This window comes from Sphingomonas canadensis (genome assembly GCF_026013525.1).
GTDB lineage: Bacteria > Pseudomonadota > Alphaproteobacteria > Sphingomonadales > Sphingomonadaceae > Sphingomonas > Sphingomonas canadensis.
The window spans coordinates 310,070-325,595 of the sequence record NZ_JAPDRA010000001.1; the positions used below are offsets into that span (position 1 = coordinate 310,070).

At 67.7% G+C, this 15,526-nt stretch carries 11 protein-coding genes and 2 tRNA genes; 8 read left to right on the forward strand and 5 right to left on the reverse strand.

All coding sequences use genetic code 11. From position 1 onward, the window contains the following. Positions 1-32: 32 nt before the first annotated feature. Entirely contained in the window at positions 33-1,631 is a 1,599-nt protein-coding gene (gene rtcR / locus OM513_RS01465; protein WP_264942373.1) for an RNA repair transcriptional activator RtcR, read from the reverse strand. 392 nt (positions 1,632-2,023) lie between these two features. On the opposite strand from rtcR, the gene OM513_RS01470 reads away from it, so the two are divergent. The 5 genes from OM513_RS01470 to rtcA all read left to right on the forward strand — a co-directional run bounded on the left by OM513_RS01470 (position 2,024) and on the right by rtcA (position 6,690). After that, complete coding sequence (locus tag OM513_RS01470; protein ID WP_264942374.1) at positions 2,024-3,574, forward strand: RNA-binding protein; 1,551 nt, start codon at positions 2,024-2,026, stop codon at positions 3,572-3,574. A 161-nt stretch (positions 3,575-3,735) separates the two neighbouring features. After that, positions 3,736-3,824 (forward strand) — tRNA-Arg (locus OM513_RS01475). Between the two features lies 1 nt (position 3,825). After that, positions 3,826-3,955 (forward strand) — tRNA-OTHER (locus OM513_RS01480). A 293-nt stretch (positions 3,956-4,248) separates the two neighbouring features. Continuing rightward, the gene (locus OM513_RS01485) at positions 4,249-5,475 is read left to right on the forward strand and encodes an RtcB family protein (protein WP_319951588.1); all 1,227 of its coding nucleotides are present in this window, start codon (positions 4,249-4,251) and stop codon (positions 5,473-5,475) included. A gap of 189 nt (positions 5,476-5,664) precedes the next feature. Further along, positions 5,665-6,690, forward strand: a complete 1,026-nt coding sequence (gene rtcA, locus OM513_RS01490; protein ID WP_264942375.1) for an RNA 3'-terminal phosphate cyclase — start codon at positions 5,665-5,667, stop codon at positions 6,688-6,690. 48 nt (positions 6,691-6,738) lie between these two features. Here rtcA and OM513_RS01495 read toward each other — a convergent pair whose 3' ends face one another. After that, positions 6,739-7,506 carry a FadR/GntR family transcriptional regulator gene (locus OM513_RS01495; RefSeq protein ID WP_380916264.1) on the reverse strand — a complete coding sequence of 256 codons (768 nt, stop codon included), beginning with the start codon at positions 7,504-7,506 and terminating at the stop codon, positions 6,739-6,741. Positions 7,507-7,617: 111 nt separating this feature from the next. Here OM513_RS01495 and araD1 point away from each other — a divergent pair, with 111 nt between their 5' ends. Continuing rightward, the gene (gene araD1 / locus OM513_RS01500; RefSeq protein WP_264942377.1) at positions 7,618-8,616 is read left to right on the forward strand and encodes an AraD1 family protein; all 999 of its coding nucleotides are present in this window, start codon (positions 7,618-7,620) and stop codon (positions 8,614-8,616) included. Further along, the gene (locus OM513_RS01505) at positions 8,613-9,548 is read left to right on the forward strand and encodes a Gfo/Idh/MocA family protein (RefSeq protein WP_264942378.1); all 936 of its coding nucleotides are present in this window, start codon (positions 8,613-8,615) and stop codon (positions 9,546-9,548) included. The genes araD1 and OM513_RS01505 overlap by 4 nt, the downstream gene beginning before the upstream one ends. 12 nt (positions 9,549-9,560) lie before the next feature. Here OM513_RS01505 and OM513_RS01510 read toward each other — a convergent pair whose 3' ends face one another. Genes OM513_RS01510 through OM513_RS01520 form a run of 3 tightly spaced genes read right to left on the reverse strand, consistent with a single transcriptional unit; the run spans position 9,561 to position 14,104 of the window. After that, positions 9,561-11,153, reverse strand: a complete 1,593-nt coding sequence (locus tag OM513_RS01510; protein WP_264942379.1) for an alpha-N-arabinofuranosidase — start codon at positions 11,151-11,153, stop codon at positions 9,561-9,563. Positions 11,154-11,176: 23 nt separating this feature from the next. Continuing rightward, entirely contained in the window at positions 11,177-12,967 is a 1,791-nt protein-coding gene (locus OM513_RS01515) for an IlvD/Edd family dehydratase (protein WP_264942380.1), read from the reverse strand. 12 nt (positions 12,968-12,979) lie between these two features. Then, a complete protein-coding gene (locus OM513_RS01520; RefSeq protein ID WP_264942381.1) occupies positions 12,980-14,104 on the reverse strand; it encodes an aldose epimerase family protein in 1,125 nt (374 codons plus the stop codon). 103 nt (positions 14,105-14,207) lie between these two features. Between OM513_RS01520 and OM513_RS01525 the strand changes: the two genes are divergently transcribed. Beyond that, complete coding sequence (locus OM513_RS01525; protein WP_264942382.1) at positions 14,208-15,509, forward strand: sugar MFS transporter; 1,302 nt, start codon at positions 14,208-14,210, stop codon at positions 15,507-15,509. Positions 15,510-15,526 lie beyond the last annotated feature (17 nt).

Genomic DNA, 15,526 nt, shown 5'->3' on the forward strand with positions numbered 1-15,526 from the left:
CTTGCGGGAGCAGCACCGGGCTGAATCCGCCTCTATGCCGAGGTCACGGCGGACCAATCGAGGCCGAACCGCGCCAGATATTTGCGCAGCCGGTCGGCATCGTTCGCCGAGGTGCGCCGGGCGCGTGAAGCCGCGAAGAGCGTGCGGCCGGCTTCGGAAAGCGAACGGCTCTTCCGACAGACCCGAATGGTCTCGGCAAGCTGGACGCGATCGAAGGGATCGATTTCAGCCAGAGCCTCGGGCGCAAGGACTTCCGCCAGCACATCGGCCCCGTCATCGCGCTGGCCGGACCACAGGCGCCGCAGGCGTCCGATCTCGGCCTCCACGCAGTCCAGATCGATGCGGCCCTTGGGGCCGAGCGTCGCCATGCGGGTCACGCTGGCCGCCAGATCGCGGAAATTGCCCGGCCAGGCCGCGTCCGGGCCGGTCGCGAAGGCGAGATAGCGCTGGCGGGCTTCCTTGTTGAAGCTCGCGCGATCGCCCTCGCGCTCCGCGAAACGGTCCAGCTCATAGTCGAGATTGGGCTCGATATCCTCGCGCCGCTCGGCCAGGCCGGGCAAGTGGAAGGTCCACAGGTTGAGCCGCGCGTAGAGATCGTCGCGAAAGCCGCCCGCCGCGACCGCCTCTCCCAGATCGCGATTCGTCCCGGCGATCAACTGGAATTCCGACGCCGCCTCCTTGTCCGATCCGACCGGCAGGAAGCGCTTGTCCTCGATCGCGCGCAGGATCATCGCCTGCTCGTCGAGCCCCAGTTCGCCGATCTCGTCGAGGAACAACATGCCCTTGTCCGCGGCGCGCAGCAGCCCCGGCCGGTCGGCGACCGCGCCGGTGAAGGCGCCCTTGCGATGGCCGAACAGCGCGGACATCGCGCCATCGCCTTTCAGGGTCGCGCAGTTCACTTCGACGAACGGGCCGGCGATCTGGTGCTTGAGGCGCTTCAGTTCGTAGATGCGGCGCGCAAGCTGGCTCTTGCCTGCCCCGGTGGGGCCCATCAGCAGGATCGGCGCCTTGGAACGCAGCGCCACGCGCTCGATCTCATCGATCATCCGGTTGAAGGTAACGCTCTGCGTCGCGATGCCAGACTTGAGGAAGGATGTACTCTCCTCTGTGGCGACGGCGAAACGTGTGGCGATGCTGTCGTAGCGGGAGAGGTCGAGGTCGATTGCCGTCCAGCGCCCGGGCGCGCCTCCGTCCTCGGCACGCTTGGCCGGCTGGGTCTGGAGCAACCGCCCGGGCAGATAGCGCGCCTCGGTGAGCAGGAAGAGGCAGATCTGGGCGACGTGCGTGCCGGTGGTGATGTGGACCAGATAGTCCTCAGCATCGGGATCGAAGGGCTCGGCGCGGGCGAAGTCGAGCAGCTTGCCGTACACTTCCTCGAAGTCCCACGGATCGCTGAAGTCGAGACGGCGCAGATCGACCCGCGTCTCGGGCGATACCGACTGGATATCCCCGGCGACGTATTCGGCGAGGCGGCTGTGCGGCCCGCCATGGAGCAGGATGAAGCGATCGACGCGCAGATCCTCGTGCATGGTGAGCGCGACCGAGGGGCGCCACTTGTTCCAGCGCGACGGGCCGAACTTGCTCGCATCCAGCGTCGAGCCGAGAAATCCGATTACCACGAGCGGCTTCATTCCTATCTGATAGGATAAATTACGATCCTTGACGATAGCAAAAGCGCGGTCGCGCTGCTGGCGTGACGATCCTCACCTCCCCGGAAGCCGCAAATAAAATGTCGTACTATCAATATCTTTCGCGATATCGGGCTCGCTCTCCCGGAAAACTGGCACGGCTCCTGCGTTAGGAGAAGCGCTGCACGGGAGCTCTCGAACCTCTTGTCAGCGTGCGGAATGCGGGGCGGCCGGAATGGGCTGGCCGCCCCCGGAGATTTCACGGGGCGCGATAGGGCGCCTCGCTTCATGGGTTGCGTGTCGGTGAGCGCGTGGGCGCGGCTTGGCCTCCAAAGCCTCTGTCTGCTGGTTCGACTCCAGCCACCGGTGCCAGCCGAACCAAAGGGAGTTGGACGATGGCCAACAAGGGACTTTTCGCCTCGGCGATCGCAAAGCTGATGCCCGCCGCGGACACGCGGAACCGGGAGGGTGCGCCGGCCTATGCCTATGGGCCGGAGCACAAGCTCGCCCAGCTCGCGGCGACCGGCACGCTGGCCGATGGCTTCTATGGCGCGGCCGAAGCGCAACTGGCCGATGTGCTGGAAGCGGCGCGCGCCTGCGATCCGTATTTCGTGGCGCAGGCGGCGGTCTATGCCCGCCGGTCGGGCGCGATGAAGGACATGCCGTCCCTGCTGGCGGCCTATCTGACGGTCGCCGATCCCGATCTGGCGGTCGCGGTGTTCAACCGCGTGATCGACAATGGCCGCATGCTGCGCAATTTCGTGCAGATCATGCGTTCGGGCCAGGTGGGGCGCTCCTCGCTCGGCTCGCGGCCGAAGCGGCTGGTCCAGCGCTGGCTGGAGCGGGCGTCGATGGCGCAGTTGATGGCCGCAGCGACGGGCAAGGACCCGAGCCTGGCGGATATCGTGCGCATGGTTCACCCCAAGCCCGCCGATGCGGCGCGGCGTGCCTTCTATGGATGGCTGATCGGGCGTCCGTATGACGTCGCCGCGCTGCCCGCCGAGATCGCAGCGTTCGAGGCGTGGAAGGCCGATCGCACGCTGCCGTTGCCGGCGGTGCCCTTTGAATGGCTGACCGCCTTTCCGCTGACGGCGGAAAACTGGGCGGTGCTGTCCACCCGGATCGGGTGGCAGGCGTTGCGGATGAACCTCAACACGCTGGCGCGCAACGGCGCGTTCGGCGTGGCGGGGGTCACCGATGCGGTTGCCGCGCGGCTCGCCGACGCGGACGCCATCGCGAAGGCCCGGCCCATGCCCTATCAGTTGATGGTGGCGCTGGGTCAGGCAGGCGAGGGCGTGCCGCTCAAGGTCCAGGCGGCGCTGGAGGACGCGCTCGAGCAGTCGCTCGTCCGCGTGCCGATGGTGCCGGGCCGCGTGGTCGTCTGTCCCGACGTGTCGGGATCGATGGGTTCTCCGGCGACGGGCTACCGCAAGGGCGCCTCGTCGAAGGTGCGGTGCATCGATGTCGCGGCGCTGGTCGCGGCGGCGATGCTGCGCACCAACCGCGATGCCCGCGTCCTGCCCTTCGAGCAGGCGGTGGTGAAGCTGAAGCTCGATCCGCGTGCCCGCGTCGCCGTGAATGCGGGGAAGCTGGCGGCGATCGGCGGGGGCGGGACCTGTGTCTCGGCACCGCTGGCGCAGCTCAATGCGGAGCGGGCACGGGTCGACCTGGTCGTGATCGTTTCGGACAACGAGTCCTGGATCGATGCGACCCGGCATGGCGCGACCGCGACGATGCGCGAATGGGAACGGCTGAAGAACCGCAACCCGGCCGCACGCCTCGTGTGCATCGATATCCAGCCCTATGGCACCGCCCAGGCGCCGCAGGGCCGGACGGACATACTCAATGTCGGGGGCTTCTCCGACGCGGTGTTCGATACCGTCGCGCGCTTCGTCTCCGGCGAGACGCGCGACTGGGTGAGCATCGTCAAACAAGTGGAGGTCTAACGAACAGGGCCGTGGCGAATGCTGGCGGGACTACATAGTCACCAGAGGAGGCCCGACGAGTAAAGCGCCGCAGCGCCGGCAACGGACTGCGGAGATGCGGGTTCGAATCCCGCCGCCGACACGTAGCTTAAGGGCCGCGTCTCGCCGATCCTCGTCGCCACGGCCCGACATGAACATCACGGCGAATGCCTGACGGACTACATGGACTTCTAATCCCCAGGCCGCGGGTTCGAATCCCGCCGGGCCGCCATCGGCCCGTAGCTCAGCGGTAGAGCAGGAACGTCCGTCAAACCCCTCGTCGCCGTGACCCATTTCAAGCTGGCGAATGCCGGTGGGACTACATCAGGCCCTTGGGGCGCCGGTTCGAATCCGGCCGGGCGTCAGCGCCCGTAGCTCAGATGGATAGAGCACAAGGTACGTCTCACCCCCTTTCGTCGCCAGCACCGCAATCTCCGGCGAATGCCGCGTTGGACTACATCCTGCCACGATGCCCCTTCGGGGGACTGTCCTTCGCATTCCTTGTCGCCGGAACCCAAATCGAAGCTGGCGAATGCCGGCGGGACTACATCGGTAAGGCCGAAAGGCCTAGGCGGTTCGACTCCGCCCCGGGTTCGCCCGGCAGTCTCGCCAAACATCGTCGCCGGCACCATGATGCCATTCACAGGAGGTCCGCCGTGACCGAGACTTTGTATGACTTCCAGCACGTCGAGGGCGGCGTGCCGATCAAGATGTGGACCCGCGGCGTGCCCGTGGAGGACGAGGCGCGCGCCCAGCTTGCACGCGCGGCGCAGATGCCGTTCGTGTTCAAGCACGTCGCCGCCATGCCCGACGTCCATGTCGGCATTGGCGCGACCGTGGGCTCGGTGATCCCGACCAAGGGCGCGGTGATTCCGGCGGCGGTCGGCGTCGATATCGGCTGCGGCATGATGGCGGCGCGCACGTCCCTGGTGGCGAGCGACCTGCCCGACAATCTCGAGGGCATCCGCTCCGCGATCGAGCAGGCGGTGCCGCACGGACGCGACGTGGGCCGCAGCAAGCGCGACAAGGGTTCGTGGGGCGATCCGCCCCCGCCCATCGTCGAGGCCTGGGCCACGCTTTCGGCACGGTTCGACCGGATCGTCGAGAAATACCCGCGGCTCAGGAACACCAACAACCTGGTGCATCTGGGCACGCTCGGCACGGGCAACCACTTCATCGAGCTGTGCCTGGATCAGGACCAGCGCGTGTGGGTGATGCTCCATTCGGGCTCGCGCGGGATCGGCAACGCGATCGGCAGCTTCTTCATCGAACTGGCGAAGCAGGACATGCGCAAATGGCACATCAACCTGCCCGACGAGAACCTGGCCTATTTCCCGGAAGGGACCGATCATTTCGACGATTATGTCGAGGCGGTCGGCTGGGCACAGGACTTTGCGGCGCTGAACCGGCGGATGATGATGACCAACGTCATCCGTGCGCTGCGCGACCAGATCGCCAAGCCGTTCGATGCGGAGCTGGAGGCAGTCAACTGCCACCACAATTATGTCCAGCGCGAGAATCACTTCGGTGAGAATGTGCTGGTCACCCGCAAGGGCGCGGTGCGCGCGGCGAAGGGCGTTCTGGGCATCATCCCGGGATCGATGGGCGCCAAGTCGTTCATCGTGCGCGGGCTGGGCAACGCGGAGTCGTTCGACAGTTGCAGCCATGGCGCGGGGCGCGTGATGTCCCGCACCGCGGCGAAGAAGCTGGTGACGCTCGACGAGCACATCGCCGACACCGCGGGCGTGGCGTGCCGCAAGGACGAGGGCGTGATCGACGAGACGCCCAAGGCCTACAAGCCGATCGAGGCCGTGATGGCGGCGCAGGCCGACCTGGTCGAGATCGTCCATACGCTGAAGCAGGTGGTGTGCGTGAAGGGGTGAAACGGGATCAAGCGGGATGCCGGGGGCATGCCGCTCCGTTTCACCGGCTGCGCAGGCAGCCGCGGGCAAACGCCCTTGTCCGTCCGGCACGTACCCCCCAGCGCGGCGCGAAATCGCGCTTCCGCCGCGCAAGTTGCGCGATCACTTCGCCGATCGCGCGGATCGACTTTTTCGGGAACTGGTGAACACATGATCATCATCGACGGATCGGAAGGCGAAGGCGGCGGACAGGTGGTGCGCAATAGCTGCGCGCTGTCGCTCGTCACCGGCCAGCCCTTCCGCATCACCAACGCGCGCGGCAAGCGTTCGAAGCCGGGGCTGATGCGCCAGCACGTCACGGCGATCGAGGCGGCATGCGCGATCGGCAGTGCGGCCTGCGAGGGCGTGGCGGTCGGCGCGTCGGACTTCAGCTTCACGCCCGGCAAGATCGTGCCCGGCGAATATCGCTTCGCCGTGGGCACCGCGGGCAGCACGGGGCTGGTCCTCCAGACGCTGCTGACGCCATTGCTGCTGGCCGGCGGTCCCTCGCGGCTCGTTCTCGAAGGCGGCACCCACAATATGCTGGCCCCGCCCTTCGATTTCATGGCCAGGGTCTTTGCCCCGGTGGTGCGCCGCATGGGCGCGCAGATCGAGATGCGGCTGGTCCGCCACGGCTTCTATCCGCGCGGCGGCGGGCGGATCGAGGTGGATATCGTGCCGGGCACGCTGGCGCCGGTCGACTGCATCGATCGCGGCGCGCTCCGGTCGGTCTCGGGCACGGCATTGTTCGCGGCGCTGCCGTTCAACATTGCCGAGCGCGAGATCGCGACGGCGCGAAAGCTGCTGCCGGATTGGCCGGAGGATGCATTCGCGGCCCGGCAGCTTCCCGACGAACAGGGGCCGGGCAATGTCTTGTTGCTTGAGGCGGTGTTCGAGCATGCCACCGAGATCGTCACGGGTTTCGGCAAGCTGGGATTGTCGGCGGAATCGCTTGCCAAGACTGCGGCACGGCGCATGGCCGGGTTCCTGGTCTCCGATGCGTTCGCCGGGCCTTATCTGGCGGACCAGCTCCTGCTGCCCTTCGCGCTGGCGGGCGGCGGCAGCTTCACCACGGTCAAGCCGAGCCAGCATGCGCTTACCGCACGGGACATCATCGAACGCTTCACCGGCCAGCGCTGGGTGTTCGAACCGCAATCGAACGGCTGTCATCTGGTGCGGCGGCAGCGCGACGCTTGATTCCGCCTGCGGGTATCGCGCTCCGCGTCCGGCCGGCGGCCGCCCGGTTCAATCCGCGGCGCCATCCATCGAATGGCGGGTATCGCGGAACGCCAGATCGATCAGCGCGCGCATCGCTTCCTCCGCGGCATCAGGGTCACCCGCGGCGATCGCGTCGCTCACGCGCACATGATCCGGAACGGCATCGCGGGGCAGCGCCTTCGTCCGCTGCTTGAACTGCGTCGTCCAGCTCACGGCGGCGCCGATGCTCGCACTCAGCGTGGTCAGCGCGCTGTTGCGTGTCGCCTGAAGCAACGCATCATGGAACTCGCGATCGGCGGAGCGCCCGGCCTCGGTGGCCAGCGTGTGCCGCCGCATCTTGGCCAGAGCGGCCTTCAGCGCGGCGATGTCCTGTTTCTCTCGGCGCTCGGCCGCCAGGCGCGCGGCAGCCGGCTCGACGATCGCGCGAAGCTCGAACAGGTCGTGGACAAAGCCCGGATCAGGCTCGCCGGAAAAGGCCCAGGCGAGCACATCGGGATCGAGCAGGTTCCAGCGGCTGCGCGGGAGTACCCGGGTGCCCGCCTTGGTGCGGCTTTCGACAAGGCCCTTGGCGGCCAGTGCCTGAACCGCCTCGCGATAGGCGCTGCGGGAAACATCGAGCGCCTCCGCATTGGCGACTTCGCCGGTGAGCTTCTCGCCCGGCGCGATGGCGCCGCTCACGATCGCCCGGCCCAGATAGTGCGCGATCGCGCCGCGCAGCCGGCGGCCGGTGCTTCGCTCGCCCCTGCGGTCGCGCTCCTCGGCAGGCTGTCCCAGACTCAATCCCGTCACCTCCATGGTGAAGCATGCGTGCTTAGGCACCTGCCCCGCCGCCCGCAACTCGCGCAGCGGGCTTCCCTTTGCGAATATGTCCGACTAATCGCGGAGGAAAGAACACTATTGGAAAGGATGGCGCCGATGTTGACGCTGCTGCAACACCGCTCGCGCGGGGGCGCCCGGGGCGTTGCCGCCTGCCGCGATCGGGAAGCGTGGCTGGTGAAGGGCTATGCCGATGTCCGCAGCCTCGCCGCGGCGGCGATCGCGCGGGGCACGGGAATCGCGGCGCTGGTCGAGGAGGCCGGCAGCGGCGGGGAGATCGACCTGGCCGCAGCGCTTGCCGCTGGCGAGCTGATCGCGCCGATCGACCATGAAGATCCCGCGCATCTGGTGGTGACGGGCACCGGCCTCACCCATCTCGGATCGGCGGAGGGGCGGGACAAGATGCATCGCGCCGCGGCCGCAGGCGAGAAGCTGACCGATTCGATGCGCATGTTCCTGGAAGGGCTGGAGGGCGGCAAGCCCGCCCCGGGCGAGACCGGGCAGCAGCCCGAATGGTTCTACAAGGGCGACGGCACCCATATCGCCGGGCCGGGCGAGCCGCTGAACATGCCCGCCTTCGCGCGCGACGGCGGCGAGGAGCCGGAGCTGGCCGGCATCTATCTGATCGGCCCGGACGGTACGCCGCACCGGCTGGGCTTCTGCCTCGCCAACGAGTTCAGCGATCATGTGACCGAGCGTCACAACTATCTGTGGCTCGCGCATTCAAAGCTCCGCCAGGCCGCGCTGGGGCCGGAGCTGATCGTGGGCGCGCTTCCCGCCGATGTGCGGGGCACCAGCAGGATCCTGCGCGATGGCGAGGTGATGTGGGAAAAGCCGTTCCTTTCGGGCGAGGCGAACATGTCGCACAGCATCGCGAATCTGGAATATCATCACTTCAAATATCCGCTGTTCCGCCGCCCCGGCGACGTCCACGTCCACTTCTTCGGTACGGCCACCCTCTCCTTCAGCGACGGCGTGCAGACCCGGCCCGGCGACGTCTTCGAGATCGAAGCCGCCCCATTCCGCCTGCCGCTGCGCAATCCGCTCGCGCTCGCCGAACCGCAGCAAGCAGCGGTGCGCAGCCTGTGACGGCGCCGCCGGTGCGGATCGCGATCGCCGGGCTGGGCAAGATCGCGCGCGACCAGCATCTGCCCGCGATCGCGGCCGATCCCGCCTTCCTTCTGGCTGCGACGGCCGATCCCGATCCGCGCGCCGGCGCGGCGGGCGTGCCGCATTTCGAAAGCCTGGAGGCGATGCTGGCGGACGGACCGCCGGTGGATGCCGTAGCGATCTGCACGCCGCCGCAGTCGCGTCACCGCATCGCCGACGCGGCGCTAGCGCGGGGGCTGCACGTGCTACTCGAAAAGCCGCCCGCGGCGACGCTTTCCGAAACCGCGGCGCTGGAGGCGCGCGCCGCTGCGTCCGGCGCCACGCTGTTCGCCGCATGGCATTCGCGCTTCGCCGCGGGCGTGGCGCCCGCGCGCGACTGGCTGGCCGGGCGCCGCGTGCTGGCGGCATCGATCGAGTGGCGCGAGGACGTGCGCGTCTGGCATCCGGGGCAGGACTGGATCTTCGCGGCGGGCGGGCTGGGCGTGTTCGATCCGGGGATCAACGCGCTGTCGATCGCGACGCATATCCTGCCCGGCGCGATCCATCTTGCCACTGCCGAGCTCGACATTCCCGAAAACCGCGAAGCGCCGGTCGCCGCGCGGCTGGCGATGCGGCACGATGGCGGCGCAGCCATCACCGTGGAGCTGGATTTCCTGCAGACCGGCCCGCAGACCTGGGACATCGCCGTGGAGACGGACGGCGGCAGGCTGCTGCTGCAACGGGGCGGCGCGGCGCTGACCCTTCCGGAGGGAAGCCGGGAGGGGGAGGATCGCGAATATGCCGGCGTCTATGCCCGCTTCGCCGAACTGATCCGCGGCGGCGCGAGCGAGGTGGACATCGCGCCGCTGCGGCTGGTGGCCGATGCTTTCCTGCGCGGCACGATGCGCCGTGCCGCGCCCTTCACCGGCTGATCCCGCGCCCGGTCAGCTTTCGAGCGCGAGCACCGTCACCGACTTCGCCGGCAGCTCGATCGTCACGCCGCCGCCCTGCGCCTTGCCCGCGATCGGCCGCGGCGCGACCGAATCGGGCGCATCGAAGCTGTTGAGGCTGTTGACCTTGGGCGCGGTCAGCACTTCGCCGGCTGCGCTGCGCACGCGCACGCCGGGGATCTCCAGCCGCAACGGCGCGGCGCGATTGGGATCGAGGTTCACCGCCGCCAGCCACAGCTTGCCGTCCGCCCCGCGCGCCGCCACCGCATCGATGCGGGGCAGCACCACGTCGCCCACGCGATATTCGCCGGCGTCGAAGCGAACCGGGATGAAGGTCGCGTCCTGAAAAGGCAGGTACATGCGGTGGACGTAATAGGTGGGGGTCAGCACCATCTTCGGCCCGTCGGTGAGGATCATCGCCTGGAGCACGTTGACCATCTGGGCGATGTTGGCGCCGCGCACGCGATCGGCATGGCGCGCGAAGATGTTGAAGTTCAGCGCGGCGATGATGCCGTCGCGCAGCGTGTTCTGTTGCTGGAGAAAGCCTTCGGTGGTGCCGGGCAGCTTGGCCAGCCAGACGCCCCATTCGTCCACGATCAGCGGCACCTTCTTTTCGGGATCATATTTGTCCATGATCGCCGAATGGGTCTTGATCTGCGCGTCCATGCGCAGCGTCGCCTGGGTCAGCTCGGCATATTCCTTTTCGCCGAAATTCACCGAGTCATAGGCGGGCGGCCATTTCACCACCGTGTAGCTGTGGAGCGACAGCCCCTCTATGCTCCAGCTCCAGTCGCGGTCCTTCCACGCCTTCATCACCCCTTCGGTATAGGTAGTGTCGTTGTCGTTGGGGCCAACGGCGACGCGCAGCATGCGATCCGGATTGGCGTCGCCCTGCTGCGCGGGATTGTAGTTGCGCGCGAAGCGGGCGTAGCGCTTCAGCTCGTCGGCATAATATTCGGGCCGCATGTTGCCGCCACAGCCCCAGCTCTCGTTGCCGATGCCCAGAAACTTGATCTTCCACGGTTCCTTGCGGCCATTGGCGGCGCGCTCCTGCCCGGCGGTGTTGCGCGTGTCGGCGGTCATATAGGCGACCCAGTCCGCCGCCTCCTTGTAGCTGCCCGATCCGACGTTGATCGAGACATAGGCCTCCGACCCGATCTGTTCGACGAAATCGAAGAATTCGTGCGTGCCGAACGCATTGTTCTCGATCGCGCCGCCCCAGTTGGAGTTTACGGTGATGCGCCGCTTCTTCGGATCGCCGATGCCGTCGCGCCAGTGATATTCGTCCGCGAAGCAGCCGCCCGGCCAGCGCACGTTGGGTACCTTGATCGCCTTGAGCGCGGCGACCACGTCGCTGCGGATGCCGCGGACGTTGGGGATATTCGAATCCGGCCCGACCCAGACGCCGCCATAGATGCCGGTGCCAAGATGCTCCGCGAACTGGCCGAAGATCTGGCGATCGATCTTCGGCCCGGCCTTGCCGGCCTCGACCGTGACGGAGATCGCCTCTCCGGAGCGCTGCGCCAGCGCCGGACCCGCGAGCGCCAGCAGGGCGATCATCGCGCCGCCCAAAAGCTTCCCCTTCATCTTGCTCTCCTTCGTCTGCGGAATCAGTGATTGTCGCGCGGCAGGCCGCGTGTCTGGGCGATGCGCTGGTAGCGCTCGGCGCCCTCCAGGATCGCGCCGCCCTCCAACTGCCCCGTCAGGCCGCGCTGGATCTCCTGCCAGGGCGTCTGCGATTCCGGATAGGGATAGCCCCCCGCCGCCTCCAGCGCGTGGCGGCGGCGGGCGAGTTCCTCTTCGCCTACCAGCATGTTCGCGGTTCCGGCGCGCAGATCGACGCGCACCCGGTCGCCATCGCGCAGCAGCGCCAGTCCGCCCATCGCGGCCGCCTCCGGCGAGGCGTTCAGGATCGACGGGCTTCCGCTGGTGCCGGACTGGCGGCCATCTCCCAGGCAGGGCAGGCTGCGCACGCCGCGCGTGATCAGATAATCGGGGGGGCGCATGTTCACCACCTCGGCCGCGCCCGGATAGCCGATCGGCCCGGCGCCACGCATGATCAACAGCGTCTGCGCGGTGATACCCAGTGCCGGATCGTCGATCCGGGCGTGATAGTCCTCCGGCCCGTCGAACACGATCACCGGCCCCTCGAACGCATCGGGATCGTCCGGATTGGAAAGGTAGCGCGCGCGAAACTCGCCGGAGATCACGCTCGTCTTCATCACCGCGGAATCGAACAGGTTGCCGTGCAGCACGATGAAGCCGGCCGCCTCCTGGATCGGCCGGTCTATCGGCCGGATCACCCGTTCGTCCTCGATCGCCGCGTCCCGGCAATTGTCGCCGATGCTGAGGCCGTTGGCGGTGCGCGCATTTTCGTCGATCAGACCGCGCCGCATCAACTGCGCAACCACGGCCGGCACGCCGCCCGCGCGATAATAATCCTCGCCCAGATATTCGCCCGCGGGCTGGAGGTTGACGAGCAGCGGCACGTCGTGGCCCACCGCCTGCCAATCCTGAATCGGCAGATCGACGCCGATATGGCGTGCGATCGCGGCGAGATGGATCGGCGCGTTGGTAGATCCGCCGATCGCGGAATTGACGCGGATCGCGTTATGGAACGCCGCGCGCGTCAGTATGTCCGACGGTTTCAGGTCCTCGCGCACCATGTCCACGATGCGCAGGCCGGTGCGATAGGCATTTTCCTGCCGGTCGCGATAGGGCGCGGGAATCGCGGCCGAGCCGGGCAGCGACATGCCCAGCGCCTCGGCCAGCGAATTCATCGTCGTGGCCGTGCCCATCGTGTTGCAATAGCCGGTGGACGGCGCCGAGCTGGCGACGAGGCGGATGAACTCCTTGTCGTCGATCTCTCCCGCCGCGAGCATCTCGCGCGCCTTCCACACGATCGTGCCCGATCCGGTCCGTTCGCCCCGGTGCCAGCCGTTGAGCATCGGCCCCACCGAAAGCGCGATCGCGGGGATATTCACCGTCGCCGCCGCCATCAGGCACGCAGGCGTGGTCTTGTCGCACCCGATCGTCAGCACCACGCCGTCGATCGGATAGCCGTAGAGCACCTCGACCAGCGCGAGATAGGCGAGGTTGCGGTCCAGCCCGGCGGTGGGGCGCTTGCCCGTCTCCTGGATCGGGTGGACGGGGAATTCGATGGCGATCCCGCCCGCCTCGCGAATGCCCTCGCGCACGCGCTCCGCCAGCACGAGATGGTGGCGGTTGCACGGGCTGAGATCGCTGCCCGTCTGGGCGATGCCGATGATCGGCTTGCGGGATTGCAGCTCCTGCAGGCTCAGGCCGAAGTTCAGGTAACGCTCCAGATAGAGCGCGGTCATGTCGATGTTCGCCGGGTTGTCGAACCAGGCGCGGGAGCGCAGCGGCTTTTGGTCGGTCATGGGGCGGCGCGATCAGTTGGTGGAGAGGCGGTAGATCATGACGTGGCGATAGGGCTTGCCCGGATCGACGCGCGCGGAGGCGAAGGCCGGCTGATTGGGCGAATCCGGGAATTTCTGCGGCTCCAGCGCGATGCCGTCTCCCATGCGATAGACGCGGCCGCCGCGCCCGGCGACGGTGCCGTCGAGGAAGTTGCCGCTGTAGAATTGCAGCCCCGGTTCGGTGCTGAGCACCTCCAGCACGCGGCCCGAGGCGGGATCCTCCAGCCGGGCGGCGAGCTGGGGCGTGGCGGTGAGCCCCTTGTCGAGCGCGAAATTATGGTCGTAGCCACGGCCGGTGACGATCTGGGGATCGCGCCCGTCGCGCAGCCCCGCGGCGACCAGCCGGGCCTTGCGGAAATCGAACACGCTGCCCGCCACGGGCCGAAGCTCGCCGGTTGGGATCAGCGCGGCGTCGACCGGGGTATAGGCCTGCGCCGGAATGGTGAGGAGCTGGCCGGAGGTGCCCGCGGGCGCCCCGTCGCCGGCCATGTTGAACAGCGCGTGATTGGTCATGTTGACGATGGTGGGCTTGTCTGCCGACGCCTCGAACGCGATCGTCAGGTCGCCGGCGTCGTCGAGCGAATAGGTCACGGTGACGTCGAGCTTGCCCGGATAGCCCTGATCGCCGTCCGCGCTGGTGAGGCCCATCACCACGCGCGCCGTGGCGCCGCTGGACACCGACAGGATCTTCCAGTTGCGCTTGTCGAAGCCCTGGACGCCGCCGTGGAGCGAATTGGCCTTGTCGTTCCGGGTGAGCTGATAGGCGTGCCCGTCGAGGCTGAAGCGCCCGCCGGCGATGCGATTGGCATAGCGGCCGACGGTGACGCCGAAATAGCTGGGCTTGGCCTCATATTCCGCTGCGCTGTCGAAGCCCAGCGTCACCTCAGCCGGCACGCCGTTGCGATCGGGCGCGATCAGCGACTGGAGCGTGGCCCCATAGGTGATGACGCGCGCCCGCACGCCGCGCGCGTTGCTGAGCGTCACCGCCTCCACCGCTTCGCCGCCGGAGAGCTTCCCCGCCTGTTCGCGGACGGCATCCGCCGCCAGCGCAGGGGTGGCCGCCGCGCACAGCACCGCCGCAAGCAACATCGCCTTCATCGCCCAACCTCCCCAAAACCGGCGCCGCAGGATTGACGCTGATTGGCGGTGAATATAGTCCGACAAAAAAAGGGCAAGCGATTTGCCGCCGGGGGAGAATGAGATGGCGCCGCCACCGAAGGAAGGAATCGTTGCCGCCGGAACCGGGGCACGGAGCTACGGCCCGGCGCTCACGCTGCTCGCCAGCCTGTTCTTCATGTGGGGGTTCATCACGGTCATCAACAACACGCTGCTGCCGCACCTGCGCAGCGTGTTCGATCTCAACTATTTCCAGACAACGTTGATCGAATCGACCTGGTTCATCGGCTATCTGCTCGCGTCGGTGCCGTCTGCGCTGCTGATCGAGCGGATCGGATACCAGCGCGCGCTGACCACCGGGCTGGCGATCATGACGGCAGGATCGCTGGGGATGATCCTGGCGGCGGGGCTGCCGTCCTATTGGGTGACGCTGGGTTCGCTGTTCACCGTATCGTGCGGCATCGCGCTGCTGCAGGTGGCGGCCAATCCCTATGTCGCCGTGATCGGCCCGCCGGAGACTTCCGAATCGCGGCTGACGCTGGTGCAGGCGTTCAACACCACGGGCGACGTGCTGGCGATCATATTCGGCCAGCAACTGATCCTGGCGCGCACCGTGGGCGGCACCTCGCTCGACGGGCGCGAGCTGAGCTATGCCGAGCGCATGGCCGACGCGCAGGCGACCGAGCTGCCCTATCTGATCGTCGCGATCGTGCTGGCCGGGCTGGCCGTCGCCATCGCCATGGCGAAGCTGCCCGAACTGGGCGCATCGACGCGGCGGGCATCGGCCGAGGCGCGCAAGAACCTGTCGCTGTGGAAGCACCGCAACCTAGTGTTCGGATGCGGCGCCATCGCGCTGTGCGTCTATGCCGAAATCGGCGTGAGCAGCCTGTTCATCAACTTCGCGTCGCAGGAACAGATCGCCAATATCACCAAGGCGGATGCCGCATCGTACCTGGCGTTCTTCTGGGGCGGCATGATGGTGGGCCGCTTCGCCGGGGCGTGGATCATGCGCTTCGTCGCGCCGGAAAAGGTGCTGGCGCTGTTCGCGGCGGGCGGCATCGGCTGCGCGCTGGTCGCGGTGTTCGTGACCGGCCCGGTGGCGATGTATGCGCTGATGGCGATGGGGCTGTTCATCTCGATCATGTTCCCGACGATCTTCGCGCTTTCGATCCGCGGGCTCGGCCCGCTGACCGAGGAAGGCTCCGGCTTCCTGATCATGTCGATCGCGGGCGGCGCGCTGGTGTTCATCCAGGGGCGGATCGCGGACGATTACGGGCTGAACTGGGGCTTCCTGCTGACCGCGGCGTGCTGTGCCTATGTGCTGTTCTATGCGCTGTGGGGATCGAAGCCCGCGAGCGCCCCGCAGGCCGTTGCCGCCGTGGACTGACCGTGCCGCCGGGCAGG